The organism is Bordetella sp. N (assembly GCF_001433395.1).
GTDB lineage: Bacteria > Pseudomonadota > Gammaproteobacteria > Burkholderiales > Burkholderiaceae_B > Bordetella_C.
The window spans coordinates 548105-573432 of sequence record NZ_CP013111.1; the positions used below are offsets into that span (position 1 = coordinate 548105).

The 25328-nt window shown below is 66.2% G+C and carries 17 protein-coding genes; 10 read left to right on the forward strand and 7 right to left on the reverse strand.

All coding sequences use genetic code 11. From position 1 onward, the window contains the following. Nucleotides 1–76: 76 nt before the first annotated feature. Nucleotides 77–1054 carry a tripartite tricarboxylate transporter substrate-binding protein gene (locus tag ASB57_RS02395; RefSeq protein ID WP_197424937.1) on the forward strand — a complete coding sequence of 326 codons (978 nt, stop codon included), beginning with the start codon at nucleotides 77–79 and terminating at the stop codon, nucleotides 1052–1054. Nucleotides 1055–1096: 42 nt separating this feature from the next. On the opposite strand, the gene ASB57_RS02400 is transcribed toward ASB57_RS02395, so the two are convergent. Continuing rightward, nucleotides 1097–1906: an IclR family transcriptional regulator gene (locus ASB57_RS02400; protein WP_082621316.1), complete on the reverse strand. Its 810-nt coding sequence runs from the start codon at nucleotides 1904–1906 to the stop codon at nucleotides 1097–1099. A gap of 131 nt (nucleotides 1907–2037) precedes the next feature. On the opposite strand from ASB57_RS02400, the gene ASB57_RS02405 reads away from it, so the two are divergent. Both ASB57_RS02405 and ASB57_RS02410 read left to right on the forward strand, forming a co-directional pair. Then, nucleotides 2038–3372: a CaiB/BaiF CoA-transferase family protein gene (locus tag ASB57_RS02405; protein WP_231755320.1), complete on the forward strand. Its 1335-nt coding sequence runs from the start codon at nucleotides 2038–2040 to the stop codon at nucleotides 3370–3372. After that, a complete protein-coding gene (locus ASB57_RS02410) occupies nucleotides 3369–4451 on the forward strand; it encodes a TauD/TfdA family dioxygenase (RefSeq protein WP_057650252.1) in 1083 nt (360 codons plus the stop codon). Before ASB57_RS02405 ends, ASB57_RS02410 begins: the two co-directional genes overlap by 4 nt. Before the next feature lie 54 nt (nucleotides 4452–4505). Here the strand turns inward: ASB57_RS02410 and ASB57_RS02415 are convergent, their stop codons facing one another. Together ASB57_RS02415 and ASB57_RS02420 are read right to left on the reverse strand one after the other, a co-directional pair. Next, entirely contained in the window at nucleotides 4506–5501 is a 996-nt protein-coding gene (locus tag ASB57_RS02415; protein ID WP_057650254.1) for a bile acid:sodium symporter family protein, read from the reverse strand. Nucleotides 5502–5681: 180 nt separating this feature from the next. Next, nucleotides 5682–6380 (reverse strand): lipopolysaccharide kinase InaA family protein, encoded by a 699-nt coding sequence (locus ASB57_RS02420; RefSeq protein ID WP_057650256.1) that lies wholly within the window; start codon nucleotides 6378–6380, stop codon nucleotides 5682–5684. Nucleotides 6381–6740: 360 nt separating this feature from the next. Between ASB57_RS02420 and ASB57_RS02425 the strand changes: the two genes are divergently transcribed. The 4 genes from ASB57_RS02425 to ASB57_RS02440 all read left to right on the forward strand — a co-directional run bounded on the left by ASB57_RS02425 (nucleotide 6741) and on the right by ASB57_RS02440 (nucleotide 11748). After that, complete coding sequence (locus tag ASB57_RS02425; protein ID WP_231755321.1) at nucleotides 6741–7643, forward strand: LytTR family transcriptional regulator DNA-binding domain-containing protein; 903 nt, start codon at nucleotides 6741–6743, stop codon at nucleotides 7641–7643. Nucleotides 7644–7800: 157 nt separating this feature from the next. Further along, complete coding sequence (ampH, locus tag ASB57_RS02430) at nucleotides 7801–8955, forward strand: D-alanyl-D-alanine-carboxypeptidase/endopeptidase AmpH (RefSeq protein ID WP_057650258.1); 1155 nt, start codon at nucleotides 7801–7803, stop codon at nucleotides 8953–8955. Nucleotides 8956–8963: 8 nt separating this feature from the next. Then, nucleotides 8964–10163, forward strand: coding sequence for a hypothetical protein (locus ASB57_RS02435; protein ID WP_231755322.1), 1200 nt, complete (start codon nucleotides 8964–8966; stop codon nucleotides 10161–10163). A gap of 7 nt (nucleotides 10164–10170) precedes the next feature. After that, complete coding sequence (locus ASB57_RS02440; RefSeq protein ID WP_057655856.1) at nucleotides 10171–11748, forward strand: serine hydrolase; 1578 nt, start codon at nucleotides 10171–10173, stop codon at nucleotides 11746–11748. A gap of 61 nt (nucleotides 11749–11809) precedes the next feature. Here ASB57_RS02440 and ASB57_RS02445 read toward each other — a convergent pair whose 3' ends face one another. Together ASB57_RS02445 and pdxA are read right to left on the reverse strand one after the other, a co-directional pair. Further along, the gene (locus ASB57_RS02445; RefSeq protein ID WP_057650261.1) at nucleotides 11810–17572 is read right to left on the reverse strand and encodes an autotransporter outer membrane beta-barrel domain-containing protein; all 5763 of its coding nucleotides are present in this window, start codon (nucleotides 17570–17572) and stop codon (nucleotides 11810–11812) included. A gap of 156 nt (nucleotides 17573–17728) precedes the next feature. Then, nucleotides 17729–18754: a 4-hydroxythreonine-4-phosphate dehydrogenase PdxA gene (pdxA, locus tag ASB57_RS02450; protein WP_057655857.1), complete on the reverse strand. Its 1026-nt coding sequence runs from the start codon at nucleotides 18752–18754 to the stop codon at nucleotides 17729–17731. A gap of 248 nt (nucleotides 18755–19002) precedes the next feature. Here pdxA and ASB57_RS02455 point away from each other — a divergent pair, with 248 nt between their 5' ends. Both ASB57_RS02455 and ASB57_RS02460 read left to right on the forward strand, forming a co-directional pair. Next, nucleotides 19003–19575, forward strand: coding sequence for a hypothetical protein (locus ASB57_RS02455; RefSeq protein ID WP_057650264.1), 573 nt, complete (start codon nucleotides 19003–19005; stop codon nucleotides 19573–19575). Between the two features lie 58 nt (nucleotides 19576–19633). Then, the gene (locus ASB57_RS02460; protein WP_057650266.1) at nucleotides 19634–20575 is read left to right on the forward strand and encodes a sensor domain-containing diguanylate cyclase; all 942 of its coding nucleotides are present in this window, start codon (nucleotides 19634–19636) and stop codon (nucleotides 20573–20575) included. Between the two features lie 7 nt (nucleotides 20576–20582). Here the strand turns inward: ASB57_RS02460 and ASB57_RS02465 are convergent, their stop codons facing one another. Beyond that, entirely contained in the window at nucleotides 20583–21977 is a 1395-nt protein-coding gene (locus ASB57_RS02465) for a VOC family protein (RefSeq protein ID WP_057650268.1), read from the reverse strand. Nucleotides 21978–22145: 168 nt separating this feature from the next. Here ASB57_RS02465 and ASB57_RS02470 point away from each other — a divergent pair, with 168 nt between their 5' ends. Then, nucleotides 22146–23036: a LysR substrate-binding domain-containing protein gene (locus ASB57_RS02470; RefSeq protein WP_057650270.1), complete on the forward strand. Its 891-nt coding sequence runs from the start codon at nucleotides 22146–22148 to the stop codon at nucleotides 23034–23036. Between the two features lie 107 nt (nucleotides 23037–23143). On the opposite strand, the gene ASB57_RS02475 is transcribed toward ASB57_RS02470, so the two are convergent. Then, a complete protein-coding gene (locus ASB57_RS02475; RefSeq protein WP_082621318.1) occupies nucleotides 23144–25282 on the reverse strand; it encodes a TonB-dependent receptor in 2139 nt (712 codons plus the stop codon). Nucleotides 25283–25328 lie beyond the last annotated feature (46 nt).

The following is a 25328-nucleotide window of genomic DNA, read 5'->3' on the forward strand; positions in this document are numbered from 1 at the left end:
AGGCTTGCGTGTCGTCTCTATACTGGTTTTAAAAATAGACATCATGTCTAAAACTAAAAACCAGGAGACACGCCTCATGAAGCACGCCATTGCCGTGGCGGCAGCGTTCTGTGCCGCCGTTTTCTCGAACCCGTCCGCCCAGGCTGCCGGGGATCCCGCCAAATTGCCCGATCTGACCAAGATCGTCGTGCCATTCTCCCCAGGCGCCAGCAACGACGTGTTCGGACGCGCGCTGGCGGCCAAGCTGGCCAAGAAGCTGGGCGGGAATTTCATCGTGGAGAACCGGCCCGGGGCCGGGGGCGCCATCGGCGCATCGGAAGTCGCCCGCGCCGCGCCCGACGGCAGCACGCTACTGTTCAGCTCGGTGTCCTTCGTCACCAACGCCGCTACCGAACAGAAGCTGCCCTATGACGCCGTCAAATCCTTCCAGCCAGTGGCCGTGGCCGCGCGCGGCGCCATGCTGCTGGTGGTGGGCAATGAAACGCCCTATACCAGCGCGGCCCAGTTGATCGCCGACGCCAAGAAACAGAGCGGCAAGCTCACCTATGGTTCAGCCGGCGTGGGCTCGATCGGCCAGATGAGCGCGGAGCTGCTCAACGCCGAGGCCGGCAGCAATATGGTCCATGTGCCATATAAGGGCATCACCAATGCGGTGACGGACATGATAGGCGGGCGCCTGCACGCCATGATCACGACGCCCGCATCGGTCAGCGGCCCGCTCGATGCCAAGAAGATCCGCCCGCTGGCGGTGACGTCGCTGCAGCGCTCGCCGTTCTATCCAGACCTGCCCACGGTGGCCGAAACCGTGCCCGGCTACTCGGTGGACGTATGGTGGGGCGTCTATGCGCCGGCCGGCACGCCCAAGCCGCTGGTGGACAAGCTCAATGCGGCCATACGCGAGGTCAGCGCCGAACCCGAGATGCGCGCGCTGTTCGCGCGCGAGGCCACCGAACCGTCGGACATGGACACCGCGCAGACCACCGCCTACGTCAACGGCGAGCTGCTCAAGTGGCGCAAGCTGGCAGCCGACCGGCACATCGTCGCCAGCCAATGAGCAGCAGCCAATGAGCAGCAGCCCGGCCCGACCGTCAGCCCCTTAACGCGGCAGCTTCAACCCTTCCAGGCGGACATGCGGCGCTTCGTACATGGCCGTATCGCCGCCCAGGTCGCGGGTCAGCTGCGCGGCGGCCTGCATGACCAGCGGCAGGTTCTGCTCGAACACCGACTCAGTAAAACGGAACAAGGGCATGCCCAGCGATATCGCGCAGACCAGCCGCTGACGGCTGGAAAACACCGGGCAGGCGATGGCCGCGCTTTCCGATTCGCGCTCGGCCAGCGACACGGCATAACCCGCCTTGCGCACGCGATCGTAGGCCGCGCCCTTGGCCGGGCCCACCTTGGTGTCGAAGGCCAGCAGCACTTTGCCGGCCGCGCCCTTGTAAAGATCGACCCGGTCGCCTTCGCGCACATGCATCAACACACCGCGCGGCTGCGACATCCGGTGCAGGCAGATGCGGTCCTCGCCTTCGCGGATGTAGATGGCGGCGGTTTCCTTGGTCTGGCGGACCAGGCCGCGCAGCACCGGCGCGGCGTGGTCCCACAGGCGGAAGGACTCTTGATACAGCATGCCCAGGTAGAAGGGCATGGGTCCCAGCATATAGCGGCCATCTTCCAGCCGCTTGATGAAACCGCTGTGCTCCAGCGACTCGCAGATGCGCAGGATGGTGCTGTGGTACAGCCCGGTGGCGTTCATCAGGTCGGTCAGGGTCATCCCTTCGACCCCTTGTTCGAAGGCCATCAGGATCGACAGGGCGCGATTGACGGACGCGACGCCACCAGGCTCGTCGTCCTTGTCGGGACGGCTTGCCGTCTTGCGGGGTTTGGCCGTCGTTGCCGTTTTCGCCATGCCTTGCTCCTGATTCCGGTGCGGGAGCGACATTGTAGGGGGCCGCGCGCCAACACGCCGGCCAACGGTTTTTGCCAAAATAGACATCATGTCTATTTTATTGCTATCCTGGAATGAAGGAGACAACAACGATGCAGCATTCAGCCAGCCAAAGCGCCGCGCATCGCGCGACGCGCCTGCCGCGCAAGGCCTTCGACCCGGAAGCACGCGGGCCGCTGCGCGGCTTGCGCGTGGTGGATCTGTCGCGCCTGGTCGCGGGCAATATGCTTACCCTGCAGCTGGCCGACTTCGGCGCCGACGTCATCAAGGTCGAGCCGAAGAAAGGCGACACCTTGCGCGCCTTCCAGACCGAAGGCGTGGAGACCTTCTGGAAGATCTACGCGCGCAACAAGCGCAGCGTGTGCCTGGATTTCCACGCTGACGGCGCCATCAATGTCTTGCGCGCCTTGCTGGCCAACGCCGACGTGCTGGTGGAAAGTTTCCGTCCCGGCGTGCTGGAAGAGATGGGCCTGGGCCCGGACGTCCTGCATGCCGCGCACCCCAAACTGGTGATCGTGCGCCTGTCCGGCTGGGGCCAGACGGGACCTTACCGGCGCAAGCCGGGCTTCGGTACCCTGGTCGAAGGCTATTCCGGCTTCGCGGCGATGAACGGCTACGAGGACCGCGCGCCCGTGCTGCCGCCGATGTTCCTGGGGGACATGGCGGCCGGACTCTACGGCGCCAGTTCCGTGATGACCGCGCTGTGGGAGACCCGCGTCAACGATGGCGCGGGGCAGGTCATCGATGTATCGCTGTTCGAGCCCATCGTGTCCTTGCTGGGGCCGCAGGCAGCCAACTGGCAGATGACGGGCCAGGTCAAGGCCCGCACCGGCAGCCGGTCCAGCACCACCGCCCCGCGCAATGCATACCGCTGCGCCGACGGGCAGTGGCTGTGCATCTCCACGTCCACACCCAGCATGGCCGCGCGCTTGTTCGAGACCATGGGCTGCGGCGAAATGAATCAAGACCCGCGTTACAGCACCAACGCAGCGCGGCTCAAGCATATCGACGAGGTCGATGGCCTGGTGGCGGATTTCATTGCACGCCGCAGCCTGGCCGACAACCTCGCGCTGTTTGCCGCGGCCGACGTAACGGCCGGGCCCATCTACGACGCTTCGCGGCTGAATGTCGACGATTACGTGGTCGAGCGCGAGGCGTTGGTTGAACTGCAGGACGCCGACCTGGGCTATATGCCCATGCACAACGTGGTGCCGCGCCTGAGCGCCACCCCCGGCGCTTTCCGCCGGCCGGCCCCTCGGCGCGGCGAGCACAACGAGGAGGTGCTCGCGCCTCTGCTTGGCGCCCAGGCCTGTGCCGCGTTATTGCGCACGGGTGTCCTGATCGCCGCCGATGATTTTTCAGCGCGTTCCGACAATGTCCTGGCCCAGGCGGCGCAGCGCGTATCCACCGAGGAGACCCCATCATGACCCTGATAGGCCGGCACATCGACAGCCCGGGCGCCTGGAAAGGCCCCGACATCGACTGGGAGCGCGAAGGACTGCACGTCCTGTCCGACGCTGAATTGCGCGAGATCGACCTGGCGCTGAAGCACCTGCTGGCGCAGGGCGACGTCGATTTTCCCGACATCACGCCGGAGCGTTTCCCGCTGGATCGCGTCGGCGCGCTGCTGCGCGACCTGCCGCGGCGCCTGCGGGAAGGGCGCGGCTTCCTGATGTTGCGGGGCCTGCCGCGCGCCCAGTACTCCGACGACGACATGACCCGCATCTATTTCGGCCTGGGTTCCTACATCGGCACCCCCATGACGCAGTCCTACCTGGGCGACATCCTGGGGCACGTGATGGACGTCAGCGACTACGAGCCGAAGTCGCGCGGCTACCGCAAGGGCGGCGGCCAGCTGATGCACACGGATTCGTGCGACATCATCGGACTGATGTGCCTGCGTTCGGCCATCGCGGGCGGCGAAAGCCGGATATCGAGCGCCCTGGCGGTGCATAACGTGATGGCGGAACGCTATCCGGAACAGCTGGCGCTGTTGACCGAAGGGCTGTATCTGAAGCGCACCGACGAGGATGGCCGGCGCGCGACCCGCACGTTCAGCGCCGACCGGGTGCCTTTCTTCCATGAGACGCAGGGCGAAGTCACCTGCTATCTGCCGACGGGCTATGCCCGCCTGGCCGAAAAAAGCGGCCAATGTCCCTTCACGCCCGAGGAGGGCGAGGCTCTGTATCGCGTGCGCAAGGTGGCCGCGTCGCCGGAGCTTTATCTGGATATGGGATTCAAGGAAGGGGACATCCAGTTTCTGAATAACCGGATGATGGTGCACGGACGCACCGACTACCAGGACGCCAAGGAGCTGGCGGACAGGCGCCATCTGCTGCGTCTGTGGCTGGAAGTGGGCGCCTGGCCGGCGATGCCCAGCCGGCAGGTCTTCCACACCGCCGAGGACCGGCGGCTGTGGTCACAATACCGGCAGCCGCTAGGTGAGCTGCCGTCCATTCATTACCGCAAGCTGCTGGAAGGCGCTCACGGCGAAATGGTGGATTGAGAGGCTAAGGAGGAGCGAGGCGCATGCACATGCACCTCGTGGACCTCGCGGACCTCAATGGTGGTCTTCGTTCTCGGTCGGATCCACCGGGCGGTTGGCCCAGCGGCTGGCCAGGAAGGCGCAGACCATCAACTGCACCTGGTGGAACAGCATCAGGGGCAGCACCACGGCGCCGACGGCATGGCCGGCGAACAGCACCTGGGCCATCGGCACGCCGCTGGCCAGGCTCTTCTTCGAGCCGCAGAACAGCAGGGTGATGCGATCCGGCAGGTTGAAGCCGAACAGGCGGCCGAGCAGGGTAGTGACCAGCAGGGCCACCGCCAGGATGGCGGCGCAGGCCACGATCAGGCCCAGCAGGGCGTTCAGCGGCGTGTTGTGCCACAGCCCTTCATTGACCGCTTCGGAAAACGCCGTGTAGACCACCAGCAGAATCGAGCCCTGGTCGACGAACTTCAGCATGGCCTTGCGCTTGTGCACCCAGGCGCCGATCCAGCGGCGCATGATCTGGCCGATGATGAAGGGCAGCAACAGCTGCAGCATGATCTTGAGCACGGCATCGAAAGACACCGGCGCGCTGCCCGCGTTGGCGATCACCAGGCCCACCAGCAGGGGCGTGATGAAGATCCCGATCAGGCTGGACGCCGACGCGCTGCACACCGCGGCGGGCACGTTGCCGCGCGCCATCGACGTAAAGGCGATGGCGGACTGCACCGTGGCCGGCAGGCAGCACAGGAACAGGATGCCCAGATACAGCTCCGGCGTGACCAGGGGCATCAGCACCGGTTTCATCAGCAGGCCGATGATGGGGAACAGGATGAACGTGGTGGAGAAGATCACCGCGTGCAGGCTCCAGTGCGTGAAACCCTTGATGATGGCCTCGCGCGACAGCCGGGCGCCGTGCAGGAAGAACAGCAGGCCCACCGCGATGTTCGTCAGCGTGCTGAAGAACGCAATGCCCTGGCCGTGCGCGGGCACCAGGCTGGCGATGATGACGGTGGTGACGAGGAAGAGGGTGAAGCGGTCTGGCAGAAGACTAACGAGGCGTTTCATTGGAGGCGGGTGGCGGCCGGCGTTTCCAGGCGTGCTGCAATGCCCGGAGTGCATCTCGACGCGAATCAAAGGATGGAAGAATCAGATGCCCGGCATTGTACTTGGATGCAGGCATGTGGGCGCGGCGGGCCGCGGCGGCCCGAATCAGGGCCGGGCGGAGCGCCGCGGCCCGGCGCCGGTTCAGCCCGGCAACAGGGCAGGGCCCAGCAGTTCAGGCATGGGCGGCAGGTGGATGCCGCTGGCCCGGTACTCGTCGACGAAGAGGCTGAGTTCCGCCGCGGTCATGCCGAGCTTGGCCAGCGACTTGAGCAGGCGCCGGACGTCCGGTCCCGCGGCCTGCTTGGCGGTCAGGCGGTAGCGGCTCAGTTCCCAGTCGACGATGGCCACGGCGGGCTGCGCGCCTTCCAGGTTGACGAAGACTTCCTTGGGGTACAGGTGGCCGTGCTTGCGGCGCGCGCGATGCAGGGAGATCAAGGCGCCGGCAACCGTGCGGAGGGCGTCCGCACGCTGCGTACAGGTCCACAGCTTTTCGCGGTAGGCGGTGTCCAGGCTGACGTACCCTTGCAGGTCGCGCGTCACCAGAATCGATTCCCAGCCCGTCTCGCCCCGCTGCATGTCGAAGTAGACCAGGGGCGCGGTGGGTACGCCTATGCTCTGGCAGAACTGCATGCTCTGCCATTCACGCAGCAGCGTCGGCCGTCCGGCCGGATAGCGGACACTGCGGAAGAGGTGATTACGCTGGCGCTTGACGTAATAGCAGTCGCCCGACTGCGGCAACACCACGCGCTGGACGCCACTGAAGCCGCCGCGGCGGCTGTTCGGCTCCTCTACCCACTCGCCCTGTACCGACCACCAAAAACTCGACTCTTGCGGACGCATTGTCCGTACCCTTTGCTCAAGTGGAACGTTTCGCCGTCATCGGCTTACATTTTTCTGAAGTCACGCCGGCGTCCGGCGCCTTGGCCAATAAGGCGACTTACCACATGAATGTTGCCGTTTGACACGCTTGTGGTCAATAAATGGAGCCACATTCGGCGCGCTATTTGATGAACCGTCATGCAGATGTAGTTATTTAGCCATGGTCGGGAGGATCGCGACCCGTGGAAATCAAAGAATGGCGCAACAATCGCTTGATAGCCTGCTTTCCTGAGTCAGATGCCGACCAGGGGAAGAAGCATGAAGGATGGCGCCAGGGCAGCACCCAGTTTCACGATCCACCCCCCGAGCACCGACACGTCCTTGCCCGGTCCAGCTGGCGCCGGCGACTGGGCGTACGGCTGCGCCCGGGACCTGCTGTCCTGCCCGGTGGACGAGGCCATTTCCCGACAGCTGGCCGTGATGGGCGAGGCCGCGGGGGTCGATCGGGCCTGGCTGCTCGAATACAGCGCCGACATGCTGCGCTTTCGCAATACCCACGAATGGTGCCGCGGCCAGACCTCTCCTTATCTGGCGGAATTGCAGGAGGCGCCGGTCACCCTGATCGCCTGGCTGCACAAGTACATGATGCAAGGGCAGGCCGTGGCGGTGGCCGATGTCACCGAGCTGCCGCGCACGGCGCGCGCCATCCAGGTGGAATTCCTGCGTCAGGGAAACAAGAGCGTGCTCAGCGTGCCGGTGCTGCGCGACGGCAAGCCGCGCGGGATCATCGGTTTCGATACCACCGAACGGCACCGCGCCTGGGCCGCGGATGAAATCGACGCGCTGTTTCGTTGCGCGGGCCTGATCGCCCTGGCCAGATACGACGCTCCCGGGCGGGACCGCCCCCAACATCAGCCGTCGCCGGCCCGCCACGCCGTGGACACCCGTTCACCGGCCCTCATCTATCTGAGCATGCGGGGCGTGGTGCGAGGCGTCCAGCCGGAATCCATCGTGGGCGTCCGGTCGGCGGGCAACTACAGCGAGATCTGGCTGGATAGCGGGGCCATGGTGCTCGACTCGCGCGCGCTGGGCCTGTGGTCGACCCTGCTGCCCGAGAGAATCTTCTTCCGCATCCATCGCAGCGCCATCATCAATGCCTTGCATGTGCTGGACGTCGACCGCCGCAGCGTCGACCGGTGGCAGATCCGCATGCGCTCGGCCGACCGCAGCTGGTCGGTGTCGCGCTCCTATCGGCAGCATCTGCGCGAGCGCATGGGCATCTGACGTTGTTGCGGCCGCCGCCCGTGATCGGCGGCGCCGGATGCGATTCATCAGACCGGCATGTCGTTTCGTCCTTGTCCAGTAGCCATATGCATGGTTTTTTTTGGATGATTCCCGCTGGCTTGAATTTCCCGCCCTGCGTACTTGAGAGAGAATCGGCATGTTGTCTTCCCGCCTGCGATTGAACCTTCCCAAACTGGCATTGGCCGCCGCCTGCGTGTCTTGCGCGCTGAGCGTGAGCCAGGCGCGCGCCACCGACCTGGCGCTCAACGACGCCGTGTCCATGGCCGGCATGCAGCTGTTCCTGAATTCGGGAGCCCCCGCCATCATCATCGGGGTGGTGCGCGGCAACGACACCGTTATCCAGGCGTATGGAGAAACCGCGCCGGGCAACGGTATCGAACCGAACGACAAGTCGATCTTCCGTATCGCGTCGGTATCCAAGGTGTTCGCCGGCGACGTCCTGGCGTCGCTGGCCGCCAAGGGCAAGGTCAACCTGACCGATCCGCTTTCCCGATACGCGCCGGACAAGGGCCACGTCGAGGCCAACGGCCGGCCGATCACCTTGCTGGATCTGGCCACGCACGGCGCAGGGCTGCCGCGTGAGTTGCCGGACCCGGATGCCAAGCCTTCGGAGAATCCGTTCGGCGCCTTCAACCGCGCCTACTACTGGAAGTGGATAGGCAGCAACAAGCCGGCCGCAGTGCCCGGCACCACCACGCTGTATTCCAATCTGGGCTACGGCTTGCTGGGTGACGCGCTGGGCAAGGCGGGTGGGGCGGACTACTCCACGGTGCTGGCCAATGAAGTGTTGAAGCCGGCCGGACTGACCGATACGACCAACGTGCTCAGCGACGATCAGAAGAAGCGCCTGATGGTCGGCCTGGACCCCATGAACAAGCCCGATCCCAATGCCCCGGCGCCGGACATCATGTACGCCAGCGCGGGGGTCTACACCACCGCCACCGACATGGTGCGCTGGATGAAGTGGCATCTGGACGGCGCGAAACAACAGAAGCCGGAAGCCCTGTTGGCGCATCAGATGTGGCTGCCCTATGACGGCTTGAAATCCGTGGTCGGCACCGAGGTGACCGACGCCGACGGCATGGGCCTGGGCTGGGTGGTCAGCCTGCCGCGCAACGGCACGCCCTTGCTGCTGGGGAAAAGCGGCGGCCTGGGCGGTTTCATGACCTATGTGGTGTTGTCGCCCAATCGCGACCTGGGGATCTTCGTGGTGGCAAGCCGGGTCAACTTCGGCATGTTCAACGGCATTCATTCCCAGGTGCGCGAGCTGGCGGCTGAACTGGCGCGGTGAGCAGGGCTGTGCGCAGGGTTGCGGCAGTAGCGGGCCGCCTGGCGCGGCGGGGCGGGGCGCTGAAAGTGGTGGTGGCGCTGGTAGTGGTGAATGCGGCCCAGCCGGTGCTGGCGCAGGAAGCGCCCGACATGTTCAAGACCGAGATCTTCCTTACCCCCTACAGCGAACTGGGTGAGGGACAGGCCGGCTTCCCGCGCTTCAACGGCAAGATCCTGGGCCTGACCGGCTACACCAATTATTTCGGCATCCGCGACGACAACGGCCAGATCCCGCGATCGCACTGGAGCAGCACGCAGCCGCAGGTGGAAGGCGCATTCGTCCTGCAGATGACGGAACGCTTTTCGATACGGACCAAGGCCACCTTCAACTCGTCCACCAACGAGACCAGGGACAATGCCTTTTCCGATCTGGGCACCGACCTGAACAATCTGTTCGCCGCCTACACGGCCAATCATTACGCCCTGTATGCCGGCAAGGTGGATGTCGGCTATGGCGACGCCTGGCACGTCATCGACGGGCTGTACAGCGGCTTCACCGACGGGTCGGAATTTCGCGGCGCGGTGGGGCTGGGCAGCCGCTACACCTTCGATACCGATGGAGCGGGCTCGCATTCCTTCGCCGCGGTGCTGTTCAAGCGCGACGACTCCAGCCTGAGCAAGCGCCTGAGCCTGGATGACGGTTTCATCAAGTCCGAGCAGCCGCCCACCTACAGCGACCAGATGAAGTCCTTCGTCGTGTCGTACGACTTCCGTGACTTGCCGGGTCTGCAAGGGATTTCGGGCGGGCTGGATGCGGGCCGCCTGCACGCGCAGGAAGGGCTTGGCTCCAGCGCCAACATGGTGTCGGCCCGGCTGCGCTATGACACGCCGCTGCGCGACCAGTGGAATCTTGGCTGGTTCAACGAGGCCACCCATGCCACGGCCTTCCAGGGACGGCCGGTGGCCAACAACAACGCCGTCACGTCGCTGACCTTGTCGCGCGGCCAGTGGCAACTGGTCGCGACCGCGGCCGCGCGCAAGTTGTCCGGCAGCGCCGACACCTTGGCCCGCTATGGCCTGCGCGACCAATGGGACTGGGCCATGTCGGGCGCCGTCACCTACGTCACGCCCATAGGTTTTATTTTCCAGGCGGGATTGACCCGTCAACGCGACCAATCCCTGGTCATCAACCAAGGCGTGTTTCGCATCGCCTATCAAGCCGAATTCTGAGGTGATCATGACCAGCAAATCTTCTCTTGTCGTGGCGGCCGTCCTGCTGACCCTGGGTGGTGTGACGACGGCGTGGGCGCAGGCCGTGCCGATAACGCAGGGCGCCAGTCCGCCCCAGGATGCCGTGGCCTTGCCCAAGGGCAGCCGCGAGCAGGCGGTCAAGGCCCTGCCTCGGATCATCGACAGCGTGATGAAGCGCAGCCATGTCCCCGGCATGGCGGTGGCCGTCGTCATCGACGGCAAGACCGTCTTCGCCCAAGGCTACGGCACGCGCGAACTCGGCAAGGATGGCGCGGTGGATGCGAAGACGGTGTTCCAGATCGCGTCGGTGTCCAAGTCGATCTCGGCTACCGTGGCCGCCATCGAAGTAGGCAAGGGGGCCGTGTCCTGGGATGCACCCGTGGCGCGCTACCTGCCGGATTTCAAACTGATCGATGCCTATGTGTCGGCGCATGGCACGGTGGGCGACTTTTTTTCGCATCGCAGCGGCCTGCCGGGGACTGCTGGTGATGACCTGGAAGATCTGGGATTCAAGCGCGCGGACGTCATCGCTCGCCTGCGCCTGCTGCCGCTCGACAGCTTCCGCAATTCCTACCACTACGCCAACTTCAGCACCACCATCGGCGCGGAAGCCGTGGCAGCCGCGGTGAAGCAACCGTGGGAGCGCCTGGCGGACGAGCAGCTGTTCCAGCCGCTGGGGATGAAGACCACCAGCTATCTGTATCGCGATTACACGGCGCGCGCCAACCGCGCGTCCTTGCATGTCTATCACCAGGGCGTGTTCAAGCCGCTGGGCCAGCGCGACGCCGATGAACAGGCGCCCGCGGGCGGGGTGTCGTCCAACGTGACCGATCTGGCGCAATGGCTCAAATTGCTGCTGGCCGATGGCCGATTCGAGGGCAGGCAGTTGGTAGAACCAGCCGCCTTGCTGCCGGCCTTGTCCGCGCAGTCCTTCAGCGCGCGGCCGCACGCCATCGACGCACGCCCCGGCTTCTATGGCTATGGTTTCAACGTCAATACCGAAGTGGGTGGACGTCCGTCCATGGGGCACTCGGGGGCGTTCCTGTTGGGCGCGGGCACGGCATTCAGGATAGTGCCGTCGGCCGGTGTCGGCATCGTGGTGCTGACCAACGGCGCGCCCGTGGGCGCGGCCGAGGCCGTGGTTGCAGAATTCCTCGACACGGCCTTGTACGGCAAGCCCAGCCGCGACTGGTATGCCGCTTACAACGGTGTCATGCAGGGCTTCTTCGCGCCGCAGGCGGATCTGTCCGGCCAGGCCGTGCCCGCCAAGCCGGCGCCCGCGCAGCCGTTGCAGCAGTACACCGGCCATTTCGACAACCCGTATTTCGGCCCCGCCGACATACGAGAAGCCAACGGGGGCCTGACGTTGACGCTGGGTCCCAAGGGCATGGCGTTTCCGCTGAAGCATTGGGACGGCGATACCTTCGCGTTTACGCCCGCGGGCGAGGCGGAGCTGGTGGATTCGCTGGCTTCCATCACCTTCACGCGGGCGCAGGGACCCGCGGGCGGTTTCGTCATCAAGGTCTACGATGACAGCGGCCTGGGACGGTGGACGAAGAAATAGTGTCTGGCTCCAGGCGGCAGCGTCGAGCCTGGCGCTGCTCGCCGACCTGCAACGCCAAGAATCAGAACCGGTAAGCCGCCCGCAGGGTCAAGGCCTGGTCCCGATAATTGCCGCTGGCCCGCAAGGCGACCTCCGTCTTCAGTTCCCACTTGCTGGCCGTCACGTACTCCAGGCCGGCCGCCAGGTTGCCGTAGGTCCTGGGCATGCCGGAGCGCAGCGAGAACGGCGCGGCATTGGCGTTGCTGAGCTGCATGGTGGTGACCACGTCACCGCCGCTCAGGAAGCTGGCGCCCGCGGCCACGTAGCTGCGCAGGGTGGCGCCGCCTTTCAGATCCTTGCGGCCGCCCAGTTCCAGCATCGGCGACACCATGTAGGAGGTGCTGCTGTTGCTGGCAACCGTCAGATCGAACAGATCGCTGCCGGATTCCTGGTAGCGCTTCTGGCGGACGTGATTGACGTCCAGGTCCACGTAGGGCCGCAGATACCATGCAGGCTGGCTGAACTCATAGGCGGCGCGCAGGCGGCCCGCGACGAAAGTCGAATCAGGCTTGCTTCTGGCCGTGCCGTCCAGTGTGTCGCGCGACATGCGGCTGTTGTCCACGCCGGCATGGACGGCCATCGAGATCTGCCAGGGCGCGTTGTTGTATTTCAAGGCGAGGCCGCCCGCATAGGTGTCGCTATAGGCGCGCACGCCCGACGCGGTGGTCTTGCCATAGGCATAGTTCACGGTCCCGCCCAGGAACCAGTTGTGGGCAATCTCGTGCTGGCCGCCGACGGTGAGCGCGGTCTGCCGGATGCGATAGGCCTCGTCGGAGGACGTGCCGTCGCGTGTGGTCCAGTTGGTGTCCACACGGGTCCACGTGCAATTGCCCTCGCGCAGGATTGTGTTCTCGCCGACGAAGGTCGGGCAGCTCATCATGCGGTTCATGGACGTATAGGACGAATGGACCTGATTGGCGGCGCGCGCGAACTGGCCGTCATGGGCGATCCGATTCAAGGCGTCCTTGTATTGCTGCGTGTTTTGCACGTTGGTGAGTTTGTCGAACAGCGGGCCGTCGCTGACCTTGCCCTGGTCCCACAAACCCTGCAGCGAATCGGCGATGTTCATTCTGTCGGCCGACAAGCCCAGTGACGGCGCCACGAAATTGGCGCTGACCGATACCAATGGGTCGCGCCAGCCGCCACCCCCATTGTTCTTCAGCTGATAGTCGAACAGCGGGCTGCTGCTGGCCACCGTGGGGATCTTGTCCTGCGCTTCGTCGAAATGGCCGATGCCCAGCCAGATGTCCTTGACCGGGTTATGCAGCACCGGGGTCAAGCTGCCGCTGAACGTGGCGGGACCGGACACCGAAATGAAATCGCTGTTGTGATGCGTGTAGTCGAGGTCGGGACTGTAGGTGCCCGTGTTGTTGAACGATCCCTGGATACGCGTCGCCATGAAATTCCCAGGACCGCCCGGGTTCAGCACGCCCGCGTTGTTCAGATTGCCTCGCAGGCGGCTGCCGCTATACAGCTGGCCGCCCGCGTCATTGTTGAAGCTGCTGCCAGCGGGCAGCAGCACGTCGCCGGCCACGGTGCCGGTATTGTTGATGGTCGCCTGGTAGGCGGTCTCGACGGCCGTCTTGCCTTCGATGGTGCCGGCGTTGTCGATGGTGGTGGCCGCCAGTGGCGCGATGGTAAGGATGGCCGTGCCGGAATCGCCGTTCGCGCTGAGCAATGCGTTCTGATCCAGCGTGATGGTGATGTCCTGGCCGCCGCCGTTGGTCCCGTTGCTGACGGCGACCAGGGCAGGGGTGTTGGCGGCGGTGCTGATCACGCGCGCGTTCGGTTCCAGATGGACGTTGATGGCGCCGCCCTTCGCGGCCTTGTCGGCGGGCAGATCGTATTGATAGAGCGTGCCGTCCTTGAAGACCGCGCCGCCGCCCGCGCTGATGGCCAGTATGGCCGGCGCATTGGCGCCCGTGGTCTGGATGAGCCCGCCGTTGGCCACGGTGATGGCCAGGTCGCCGCCGTTGCCGATGCGGCCAGCCAGATTGGCGGATTGGATCAGGCCGGTCGAGTAGCTGGCGGCGGCCTGGTCGCCGGTTAGGCCGCCACCGCCGCCCACGCTTTGCGCGAGCAGGCCGATCGCGCCATTGCCCGTGGTGGTTACCGTTCCGGCAATCGACAGATTGACCGCGCCGCCATTGCCAATGTCGCCATCCGAGCCTGTGCCGGTCGCCGCTGCCAGCGTGCTCAGCCCGGGCTGCGTGGCCAGGCCGGCAATGCCGCCGCCGCCCCCTATGCTTTGCGCGACGATGCCGTGCGAGTCGATGCCGGTGGTGTGGATGGCGCCGCTCGCGCCCTGGTTTACGGTCACATTGCCGCCCGCGCCCGTCTGGCGCCCGCCGGAACCGAACGTGATGGCGCTCGCGGCCGTGGCGGAAGCGCCGTCACGGTTCACGCTGACGTAGCCACCGCCACCGCCCACGCTTTGGGCGAGGATGCCGAAAGACAGCGCGCCCGCGGTGTCGATCACGCCACCGTTCAGGACAGTGACCTGGCCGCCGTTGCTGGCGTTCAGGCCCAGTGCCAGACCGCCCGGATCTCCCGTGCCGCCCAGCGTCACGCTAGCCGTGACGTCGCTGCCCAGGAATTGGGTGTAATCGACGGCCGCCAGGCCACCGCCGCCCCCAACGCTCTGGGCCAGGATGCCTGGGGCTTGATCACCCTGGGTGCTGATTCTGCTTGTGCTGGCGCCGGCGTCGACCGTGACCGCGCCGCCCATGCCGCTGGCGCCGTCGGTGCCTCCCACGTGCAGATTGACCGCCGAGTTCAGCGCGGACACGCCCTTGGACCCCAGCAGGTTGATGATGCGCGTGATCTTGTCCAGAATCGCCGGGGCGTCGTTACCGGCGGCCGCGTTCAGCACGTCCTGCAGGCTTTGGCTGCTGCTCACGGCACGCCCGCCGCCCGCGCCGACGCTTTGCGCCACGATGCCCGCCGACCCCGTACCTTGCGTGGCGATCACGCCCGTGTTGATGACGGTGCTGGGCGCGGCCGTCGTGCCGCCGCCGTCGCCCCCTGAACCGCCGCTGCCGCCGACCTGCTGGGTGGCGCCGAATTGCGGCAGGCCCACGGAGAAGACGTTCTGTCCCGCTGACGTGGCGGCCTGGATCAGCGCGTCCAGGCTGCCAAGCAAAGATGACACGCTGCTGGAATCTATCGTGCCGGCATTGCCGCCGCCTCCGCCTATGCTTTGCGCCAGGATGCCCGGCGCGTGGTCGCCCGCCGTGGTGATGCGGCCGTCGTTGCGCACGGTGAAGGCGCTGGCCTGGTTGCCCGAGCCGCCGCTGCCGCCCAAGGTGACACCCATCGTCAGGTTCACCGTCTTGTTGGTGGTGAACTCAGGCCCGCTTTCAAGCCAGGTGGCGGCCTTTTCCAGCAGGCCGGACAGGCTGGCCGGCGATCCCAGGATGTCGCTGAATGAAGCCGCATCATGGGATTGCACGATACCGCCGTTGCCGCCACCGCCCCCTATGCTCTGGGCGACGATGCCCGTTGATCCCGTGCCCTGGGTCGCGATCACGCCCGTGGCCGAATTGGTGATCTGCACCGTGCCGCCGGTACCGCCGGCCCCGCCCTCGGCGCCTTGGCGCAGGCTGAACTGCACATCGAAATCGGACGCGCCGATAGTGGGCGATTTCAAAGGTGCGATGGCCGCGCCGCCATTGCCGCCGCCCCCGCCTATGCTTTGCGCCACGACACCGCTGCTTTGCGCGCCGGCCGTGGTGATGCTGCCGTCATTGCTGATCTGGATTTCCCCGCCGTTGCCGGCGGTGGCGCCCTTGCCGCCATGCGTGACCACCACCGCAACGGTGCCCGTCGGCAGGTCGCCCGTTGGCGGCGCGATGGTGATGCTGCGCGAGTCGGCCATGCCGCCATTGCCACCGCCGCCCCCTATGCTTTGCGCCAGCACGCCATTGCTTTGCGCGCCCAGGGTGGCGATGGTGGCGCGCCGGGCTTGAGACAGAACCACCAGGCCGCCCGAGCCGCCACTGCCGCCTTGTCCACCGGTCGCCACCGTGACATTCAGGCCCACGCCCACTCCGACTGCCGTGGCCGAACCGGCGTTGCCGCCACCGCCGCCTATGCTTTGCAGCAGAACGCCGGTCGAGCTCGCGCCTGCCGTGGTGATCTTGCCGCCGTTGCCCAGTTGCACCTCGGCGCCATCGCCGGCCGCGCCGCCTTTGCCGCCGACGGCGATCGCGGTGATCACGCCCGTGGCGGTGGCGTCGCCGCCGAAGCCGCCGCCGCCTCCTACGCTTTGCAGGGACGCGCCGGGGCTGTGATCGCCCGTGGTCGTGATGGTGCCGAAATTGACGACGGCGATATTGCCGCCATTGCCGGCCGCGCCGCCATGGCCGCCGCCGACGGCGATGATGCCGTTGGCCGAGCCGGCCAGCCCGCCGCCGCCACCGGCGCTGGTGGCCAGCACCGCGGCGGCATCGTTGCCCTGGGTGCTGATCGTGCCGAGGTTGCTGATCGAGATCGCCTGGCCGGCCTGGCCGCCCGTCCCGCCGTCACCGCCGCGGCCGAAGCCGCCGGATTCGCCGCCGGCGCCGCCTTCACCGCCCAGCACGCTGGCCACGATGCCTTTGGCGCCCACTGTGTTGGCGCTTCCGCTGCGGATGGTGCCGCTGTTGCTGATGGTGATGGCGCCTGCCGCGCCGCCGGCGCCGCCGTCGTGGGCGTATGACCAGCTGCCGCCGCCGCCATTGCCGCCGTTGCCGCCCTGGCTCAGCGCGTAGATGGCGATGGCGCGATTGCCGGACGTCGTGATGGCGCCGGCATTGGTCACCGTCACCGTGCCGGCGTTGCCGCCGCGGCCGGCGACGATTTCGACAGGGTTGTTCTGCGCGGCATTGCCACCCAGCGAGCGGGCGAGGATGCCGTACACCCCATCCCCCACACTGCTGACGCTGGACTGCGCGGAAGACCAGAACGTCACCGCGCCGGCGTTGCCGCCGTTGCCTGCATTGCTGTGACCGCCGAAATCGCCGGTGTGTATGCCCATGCCGCCGCTGCCGGCCGCCGAGATCAGTCCTACCGCCGCGGACACATCATCCGGGCCGGGACCGCGCACGCTGATCGAACTTGCGCCTTGCAGGATGACTGTCGCGTCCCCCGCATTGCCGCCATGGCCGGCATCGTTGCGGCCGCCGAAACCGCTTTTGACGGCGCTGGCCGAGCCGGCGCCGCCCCAGGACTGCGCCGCGATGCCGAAGCCCACGGCGCTGACGGTGACATCCGTCACGGTCACGCGCGCCAGATGGCCGTCGCCGCCTATGCCGTAACCGCCATAGGGTCCCGCGGCATTGCCCCACAGTCCGCCGTTGCCTCCGGCCGAATAGAGATCGATGCCGCGCGCATTGGAAACGATGGTGCTGTTCGACAACCCGTAGTCGATATTGCGGCCGTAGCCGCCATTGCCGCCCCAGTGGTTGTCATCCGATGGCGCGCCGCTGCCATTGCCGCCGGCGCCGCCACTGACGTTGATCAGGATGCCGGCCTGGCCTGCCGTGTTGGCGGTGATGTGCAGATCCTGATCCTGCTGAATGAAGTCGCGCTTGCCGGGTTTGCCGTCATGGCCGTTGTCGGGGTCTGTCCCGCTGGAGCAGCAGGTGCCTTGATCGCCGATGAAGAGATAGCTCAAGGGCAGGCCGGACTGCGCGTGTGCGGGCAGGCCGAACAGATACAGGGAGCAGGCGCCCGCATGCAGCAGCAGTGTTAGACGCGTGGGACGAAAACCGTTGCAGTGGGGACGGCGGGCTGGCTTGGGCATCTGGCCGAAGGGCGAAAAAAACGATGCGCCAGATTAGGAACATTGCCCCAGGCCGAACAAGAAGCGAATGACGAAGCGACATGCCGGTTGGATGAGTGGCGGTTGCCGCGCCTCATCCGCCGCCGTTTGTGGCGGCGTCGACACGTCTCTACGTTGTTATTGCGGCGTCATCGCCAGTGCCACGTCGAAGGCGGTGACCAGGGAACGATGGTCGGCCACGCCGCGCCAGGCGATGTCGAAGGCGGTGCCGTGGTCGACGCTGGTGCGCACGAAAGGCAGGCCCACGGTGACGTTGACGCCTTCGTCCACGCCCAGGTATTTGACGGGTATCAGGCCCTGGTCGTGATACTGCGCCACGACGATGTCGAAGTCGCCGCGGCGGGCCCGCATGAACACCGTATCGCCAGGCCAGGGGCCGCTGGCGTCTATGCCTTCGGCGCGCGCGGCGGCGATGGCGGGCGCGATGATGTCCAGGTCTTCCCGGCCGAACTTGCCGTTTTCGCCGGCATGGGGATTCAAGCCGGCGACGGCGACGCGGGGTTGCGCGATGCCCATCTGGCGGCACGCGTTGTCAGCCAGCCGCATGGCGCGCAGCTCGGCGGCCACCGTGATGCCGGCGAAGACGTCGGCCAGGGCGACGTGGATGGTCACCAGCAGGACGCGCAGCTCGTGATTGGCCAGCATCATCGCGAAGTCCTGCGTGCCGGAGCGTTCCGCCAGGATTTCCGTGTGGCCGGGGTAGTCGGCGCCGCCGGCGTTCATCGATTCCTTGTTCAAGGGGGCGGTGACGATGGCGCGGATACGGCCGGCCTTGGCGTCGTCGATGGCCGCGCACACGTAGTCGTAGGCCGCGCGCCCGGCGGCCGCGCTGACTTCACCGGCCGGCAGGTCGGCGGGCAGGGCGGGGGAACAGGCGATGACGGGGATCGTGGGGACGGTATGGCCAGCGGCGGCAGGCGCCGCGGCGGCGGACGCGGACGCGGATGCCGTCGCCATCGCGGCGGCTGCCGCTTTGGCCAGTGCATCAGGCCCGGCGTACTCATCGACGCGCACATTCACCCCGAGCAATTCCACCGCGCGCCGCAAGGTGCCCGCATCGCCGTACACAACGGCCGGCGCCTTCAGGCCCTCGGCATAAGCCTTGACGACGATTTCAGGGCCGATGCCGGCGGCATCGCCCATGGTGATGCCCAGCGGCAGGGAAGAAATAGTGGCGGAGGTCACGATGGCGCGGCGGATCGACAAGACGGAGCCAACAAGGATAGCGCGTTTGCCGCGGTTGGGCCGGCCCGCCGGGGTAATGTGCGGCGCTCGTCCGTGATCTAATCCGGCAGTCTCCGGTTGAGCACAACCGTATCCCCACGAGAACTGCCATGCGAAAGCGAATGATTGGACGGTAGTTGGCGGCCTGCGCCCTGGCAATGCCATGGATGGCGCAGGTGGCCCAGGCCCAGGTCGAGCCCGGCCACGCGGTGCAACCGTCGGGATGGGTGCTCGAACGCGACGCCGCGGCTCCCTTGTATCGGGCGCGCATGGCGGGACAGACCCACTATCTGAAGAACTCTCCTGGTAACGCCACCCTGGCCTTCGGCTGCCGGCCCGACACGCCGGGCGTGTTCCTGGAACTGGCCTTCGATCCTGCCCGCCTGGGTTTCAAGACCGATGATTACGAGGGGCCGGACGCGACGCTGTCCGGCCCCATCACCTTTGCCGGCGGCAACGGCCCGGCCCTTGCTTTTCCTGTGGCGGGCTGGTTCGGCGACGGCGGTCCGTTCGACACCGGCATTCCCTTCATCTTCGGCGTCAATCGCGGCGCCGCCGTGGACGCGCAGATTCGCCGCTGGCTTGCGCCCTCTATACGAGGACAGGCTTTGCAGGTCACAATCCCGGCCGCGGACAAGGGCGAGCCCTTGATCGTGCAATTCCGTTGGCCGGACGACGATGCGATCTTCCGCCGGGTGGTCTCGATGTGCGTGAAGCCCGAGGCCCGTCCAGGTAGATAAAACTGCAATGCGGGCAGGCTACAGTGGCGTGCCGATATGGATCTAGGAGAGATTGGGAATGTCTGACGTAAGCCCGCTTTTGCCTGACGACGCGGTGTACAGGACCCTGCTGGAGTCGACCAAGGCGATTCCCTGGAAGATCGATTGGGCCACCATGAAATTCGCCTACATCGGCCCGCAGATCGAGGCCCTGCTGGGCTGGAGCGCCGACAGCTGGGTCAGCGTGGAAGACTGGGCCATGCGCATGCATCCCGAGGATCGCGAGTACGTGGTGAATTTCTGCGTCAGCCAATCCCAGGCCGGCGTCGACCACGAGGCCGACTACCGGGCGTTGACCAAGGACAACGGCTATGTGTGGATACGCGACGTCGTGCACGTGGTGCGCAACGACCAGGGCGAGGCGGAAGCGCTGATCGGCTTCATGTTCGACATCACCGAACGCAAGAAGACCGAGGAAAAGCTGCTGAGTCTGCAGAAGGAACTGGAAGTCCTGTCCTTCAAGGATGGCCTGACGAATATCGCCAATCGGCGCCGCTTCGACAGCAGTTTCGAACTGGAATGGGAGCGGGCCGCCACCGAAGGCAAGCCGCTGTCCATCCTCTTGCTCGACGTCGATTTCTTCAAGCAATACAACGATCTGTATGGCCACACCCAGGGCGACGAGTGTCTGGTGGATATCGCGCAGACCCTGAGCCTGGCACTGGATGGCTCACGCGATCTGGTCGCGCGCTACGGCGGCGAGGAGTTCGTCGTGCTGCTGCCCGACGCCGACGCCGAGGTCGCCCTGAAAGTCGCCGAGCGCTGCCAGCGCCTGCTGCAGAAGAAGGCCATCGTCCACGCCCTGTCGCCCCATGGCAGGCGCGTCACCATGAGCATAGGCGCCGGCACCTTGGTGCCGGGCCCGCAATCGGAGCGCGCCGCCTTCATCAAGGCCGTGGACCAGCAGCTCTATGCGGCCAAGCACAACGGCCGTAACCGCATCGAGCACGTGCAGGTATAAGCCTGGGTCAGACCGTCACGCCCATGCCCAGCAGATGGCGCAGCGCTTCCAGAGATGCCTGCTCCGACTGCTCGTACAGGGCGATTTCGTCGAGGACCTGGGCGCCCAGGTCGCGTTCGAACGCCTGTTTGGCGGCGTTCGCGGCGTAGCTTTTCTGCTCGGTGCCGCCCAGGTTGGACTGGAAGATGCCGGCCGCGCTGACGGGCAGGAAGTCCTCGTAGATGATGGGGCTGGCGACCACCGCGCCGGCCGCGATCAAGGCGTCCAGATCCCATCCCGCCGTTTCCAGAACAGGCTTGGCCTTCTTGATGTCTTCCAGCGAATACCGGAAGAAGGCCAGGCCCTGCTGGCGGATCTGCTCCAGGTCGTCCGGGAACGCGCGGAAGGCGTCGGCCAGCCTGTCTTCGTAGTTCGCGCCGGCATTGCCGGCGCCGCCCGTGTCCCGCACCTGTCCGAGCAGCTCATCGTAAAGCGTCCGGCCCTTGCTGGTCAGCGCCATGCCGCGCTGCTCGATCTCGCCGAAGCGCGCCGTATGCGTGCCGGCGCCAGCCTGCTCGTCGCCGACGAAAGCGATGCGCTCCTGCAAGGCCTTGAAGCTGGTCTGGCGCAACAGGATGGGATGCTCGCGCCGCGGCGGACCTTCGATCACATCCTTGGCGGCGATACCGCGCTTCGGCATCTCGGCCTGCGCCGCGTCGATGTCCAGGGTGCGCGGCGTCAGATGGTTGATGTGCGGTCCCTTGAAGCAGACCACGTCGGCGATCAGGCGATGGGCATCATGAAGCTTGTGATACGTGGCCGCGCTGACGGTGGCGTCGCCATGCCAGCGGAAGGTCTCGCGCACCTCGTTGACGAATTCGCCGGCCTGGGCGTCGGTCAGACCGCCACGGGCTTCGAACTCCGCGGTCAGGGCCAGGGCGCGCGGCGTGAAAATCGCCCGCTTCGCCAGGATGGCGGCCGCTTCCTCGCGCAGCTGAGTGTCGTCGATCAGTTCCAGTCGCAGCAGCGACGTGAAGACGCGGAAGGGATTGCGCGACAAAGCGGCATCGTCCACCGGACGGAACGCCGTCGAATGCACGGGCACGCCGGCGACGGACAGGTCGTAGTAGCCGACGGCTTTCATCCCCATCACGGCGAAGATGCGGCGCATATCCGCCAGTTCCTGCGCGCTGCCCAGGCGAATCGCCCCGTGGCGCTCGACGCTCAGCCGGTCCAGTTCACCATCCCGTTCCAGGCGCTGGCGCAAGGCCGGCGTCGCTTGCAGACAGGCGGCGTTGATGTCCTCGACCAGGTCGATGAGGGTGCCGTACTTGGGCACTTCCTCGCGGTACATCTCGGACATGGCGCGCGAAAAGCGCGAACGGATCTCGTCGGAATCGACAAAGGCAGCGGTAGTGGACATGGATAGCCCCTATGAACGTGAAATCAGGATGGAAGGGCAGACCGGCATTCTGAAACCTAATGACTTCTGCCTCCGCAGGCCTGAATGGTGCAGGGCAGCGCAGGAACGGGTCAATCGATGTTCCTTTATCATGTCATTACCGTTTGGAATGATCTAGAGTCTCCCGCCATGCCTTTTCAGCGCCGCTTCCTGCCCCCCATCCCCGTCCTGATGGCCTTCGAGGCCGCCGCGCGCCTGCAGAGCTTCACCGCGGCGGCGGCGGAGTTGTGCATCACGCAGGGCGCCGTCAGCCGGCAGATCCGCCTGCTGGAGGAGCAACTGGGGGCGCCGGTGTTCGTCCGGGAGCGCCAGACGGTGCGGTTGACCAAGACCGGCGCGTCCTACGCCAGGGAAATCGGCGATGCCCTGCGCCGCATCTCGAACGCGACTTTGAATTTTCGGGCGAATCCCGATGGCGGCACGTTGAACCTGGCCATCCTGCCGACGTTCGGTACGCGTTGGCTGGCGCCGCGCCTGCCCGATTTTGTCGCCGCCCATCCCGGCATCACGATCAATCTGACGACCCGGCTGGCGCCTTTCGACTTCAATATGGATACGGTGGACGCGGCCATCCATCATGGCGTGGAGGCATGGTCGGGAGCCGAGCTGGACTTCCTGATGCACGAGACCGTCGTGCCGGCGTGCAGCCGCGAGTTCCTGGCGGCCAACGCGATCGCGCGGCCGGCGGATCTGTTGCGCGTGCTGCTGCTGCATCTGGCGACGCGGCCGGAGGAGTGGCGCCGTTGGTTCGAGCATCACGGCCTGCGCCCGGGGGACGTGCCCGGCATGTTCATGGACCAGTTCGCCGTGGCGGCGCAGGCCGCCATCTCGGGTCTTGGCGTGGCGCTGTTGCCGCGGTTCCTGATCGAAGGCGAACTGGAACGGGGCGACCTGGTCCTGGCCTGCGACGCGCCGATGGAAAGCAAGGAAAGCTACTGGCTGGCATGGCCGTCGACCCGTGCCGACTATCCGCCGCTACAAGCTTTCCGCGCCTGGCTCAAGGCCCAGGCCAAAGATTAGGGCCCCTCGCAAGAAACCTTTCCTATCGGGGAAACCGCGGAGCCGGGTCTCCCGGTCCGCCGGTTTCGCCCCCTGGGGGGCCGCGCTCCGCGCGGTAGGGGGGGGATTTAAAAAGCGTAGCCGACGCTCATGCCGGCGCTCCACGTCCGCCCAGGCGCGGGCTCGAAATACCGGCTGTTGCCGTCATTGACGATGACCGAGCCGGCGTAGCGGCGGTCGAAGACGTTGTCCACGCGGGCATAGGTATTGATCTCCCACGGGCCGTTGCGCCACAGATAACCGGTCGACAGCGCCGCGACGAAGTAGCTGGGCGCGGCGTCGCTGTTGCCGTCATTGACGTAGACCTTGGACAGGTAGCGGCCTTCGATGCCGGCGCGCCAGCCCTGGTCCGGCGCCCATCCCAAAGACGTGAACAGCATCTGGCTGGCAATGCCCGGGATGCGGTTGCCCGCGCTGATGTCGCTGCCCGCGATGGTCTGGCGGTAGCGCGCATCTATCCACGTATAGGCCACGGCCGCTTTCCAGTTCGACACCAGGGTGCCGCGCCAACCCGCTTCAAAGCCGTTGCGTTCGGTGCGCCCCGCGTTGCGGTAGCTGGTCCGGCCATTGCTGGTGCCCGCCGACACGATTTCATCCTGCGTGTCGATATGGAAAGCCGCCACCGTCAGCAGGCCGGTGCCGATCTGCCGCTTCACGCCCACTTCGTAGTTGTTGCTGGTGGCCGGGCGCAGCGCCAGGTTCAGGCCCGCATCGCCATCAGGACGGTAGGACAGCTCGCTGGTGGTCGGCGTCTCGAAGCCGCGTCCATAGGACCCATACACGCTGGTATCGGCGTCCAGGGCATAGCGCAGCGCGCCGACCGGCAGCACCTGATGGTCGCGCGTGCTGCCGCTGTCGTCACCGTTACTCGCGGTGATGTAATGGTCCCTGGAATCGAAGTCCACCGTGCTGTAGCGCAGGCCGCCCTCCAGGGTCCAGCGCGGCGAGAAATTCCACGCGGCCTGGACGTAGGGATCGATGTTGTAGACCGTGTTGGTCTCGTCGCGCCGCAAGGCGCCTTGCACGCCCAGCTCGGTCGGCGCCGACGCCGGACCAAGGAAGTTCTGGTAGCCCTTGCGCCGCTCGCGCAGGGTGTCGTAGGCGATGCCGGTGATCAGGGTCAGCGGCTGTCCCGCCAGTGTGCGCTTGGCGGTGTAGCGCAGGTCGACGCCACCGTAGTCGCGGTCCAGCCCGATCACGCCGCCGGAGTGCAGCGGGTTGGTCTGCGCCGACGGCGGAATGGACTGGTATTGCGTGGTGCTGCGCTCGCCGTAATAGACCATGGCGCGCAAGGTGTCGTCGTCACCGACGCGCCGTTCGTAGATCAGGCCGCCCTGGGTCTGCGACACCGTCTTGCGGGTGTCGTACTGCTCGGCCAGGGTGGCGCTGCGCGGATCGCTTTCGAACTGCGCGCGGGTCAGCCCCAGGGGATCCTGGGCCTTCAGCTCCACGCGGTTGGCGATCACGGTCAAACGGCTGCGGTCGTCCAGCTGGATGCCCAGCTTGGCGTTTTCGATGTTCTTGCGCGCGCTGCTGTGGTCGCGATAGCCGTCCGTGGTGAAGCGGGTGGTGTCCACCAGATAATCGACATTGCCGTCGGCCGTGGCGCCGCTGGCTTTCAGGCCATAGCGCCAGGTGTGGTTGCTGCCGCCGGCCAGGCTGGCCTGAACCGTGGGCGGCTGCTTGCCGCTGGCCGTTTCGACCAGGATCACGCCGCCCGAGGCATTGCCATACAGCGCGGAGTAGGGACCCCGCAGCACTTCGACATGATCGGCCGAGCCGATGTCGATATTCGACGTCTGGCCCTGGCCGTCGGGCATGGTGGCGGGAATGCCGTCGACATACAGGCGCACGCCGCGCAGGCCGAAGGTCGACCGCGCGCCGAAACCGCGGATGGAGATCTGCAGGTCCTGCGCGTAATTCTGCCGATTCTGGATCTGCAGGCCCGGCACGCTGCCCAGGTTCTCGGACAGGTTTATTTGCAGATTGTCGGAGCGCAACTGCGCGCCATCGATGATGTCCACGGCGGCCGGGGTGTCCAGCAGCGACGTGTCATAGCGGGTACTGGTGACGACGACCGGCGCCATGGTGGCGACGTCGGCGGTTTGCGCGTAGACGGCCGGCGCGGCCGGCAGCGCCACGCAGGGCAGCCCGCGCACCAGCGCGAGGGTCAGGCGCCGGCCCGGGAAAAATGCTTTCTTGTACATGAGTGATACTTCCAAACCTGCCTACGTCGAAACGCCCGCTTCCCTC

Coding starts and splice junctions, on each gene's coding strand:
- ASB57_RS02395 (WP_197424937.1), top strand. CDS start 77: ATGAAGCACGCCATTGCCGTGGCGGCAGCGTTCTGTGCCGCCGTTTTC.
- ASB57_RS02400 (WP_082621316.1), bottom strand. CDS start 1,906: ATGGCGAAAACGGCAACGACGGCCAAACCCCGCAAGACGGCAAGCCGT.
- ASB57_RS02405 (WP_231755320.1), top strand. CDS start 2,038: ATGCAGCATTCAGCCAGCCAAAGCGCCGCGCATCGCGCGACGCGCCTG.
- ASB57_RS02410 (WP_057650252.1), top strand. CDS start 3,369: ATGACCCTGATAGGCCGGCACATCGACAGCCCGGGCGCCTGGAAAGGC.
- ASB57_RS02415 (WP_057650254.1), bottom strand. CDS start 5,501: ATGAAACGCCTCGTTAGTCTTCTGCCAGACCGCTTCACCCTCTTCCTC.
- ASB57_RS02420 (WP_057650256.1), bottom strand. CDS start 6,380: ATGCGTCCGCAAGAGTCGAGTTTTTGGTGGTCGGTACAGGGCGAGTGG.
- ampH (WP_057650258.1), top strand. CDS start 7,801: ATGTTGTCTTCCCGCCTGCGATTGAACCTTCCCAAACTGGCATTGGCC.
- ASB57_RS02440 (WP_057655856.1), top strand. CDS start 10,171: ATGACCAGCAAATCTTCTCTTGTCGTGGCGGCCGTCCTGCTGACCCTG.
- ASB57_RS02445 (WP_057650261.1), bottom strand. CDS start 17,572: ATGCCCAAGCCAGCCCGCCGTCCCCACTGCAACGGTTTTCGTCCCACG.
- pdxA (WP_057655857.1), bottom strand. CDS start 18,754: ATGGGCGATGCCGCCGGCATCGGCCCTGAAATCGTCGTCAAGGCTTAT.
- ASB57_RS02455 (WP_057650264.1), top strand. CDS start 19,003: ATGGCGCAGGTGGCCCAGGCCCAGGTCGAGCCCGGCCACGCGGTGCAA.
- ASB57_RS02460 (WP_057650266.1), top strand. CDS start 19,634: ATGTCTGACGTAAGCCCGCTTTTGCCTGACGACGCGGTGTACAGGACC.
- ASB57_RS02465 (WP_057650268.1), bottom strand. CDS start 21,977: ATGTCCACTACCGCTGCCTTTGTCGATTCCGACGAGATCCGTTCGCGC.
- ASB57_RS02470 (WP_057650270.1), top strand. CDS start 22,146: ATGCCTTTTCAGCGCCGCTTCCTGCCCCCCATCCCCGTCCTGATGGCC.
- ASB57_RS02475 (WP_082621318.1), bottom strand. CDS start 25,282: ATGTACAAGAAAGCATTTTTCCCGGGCCGGCGCCTGACCCTCGCGCTG.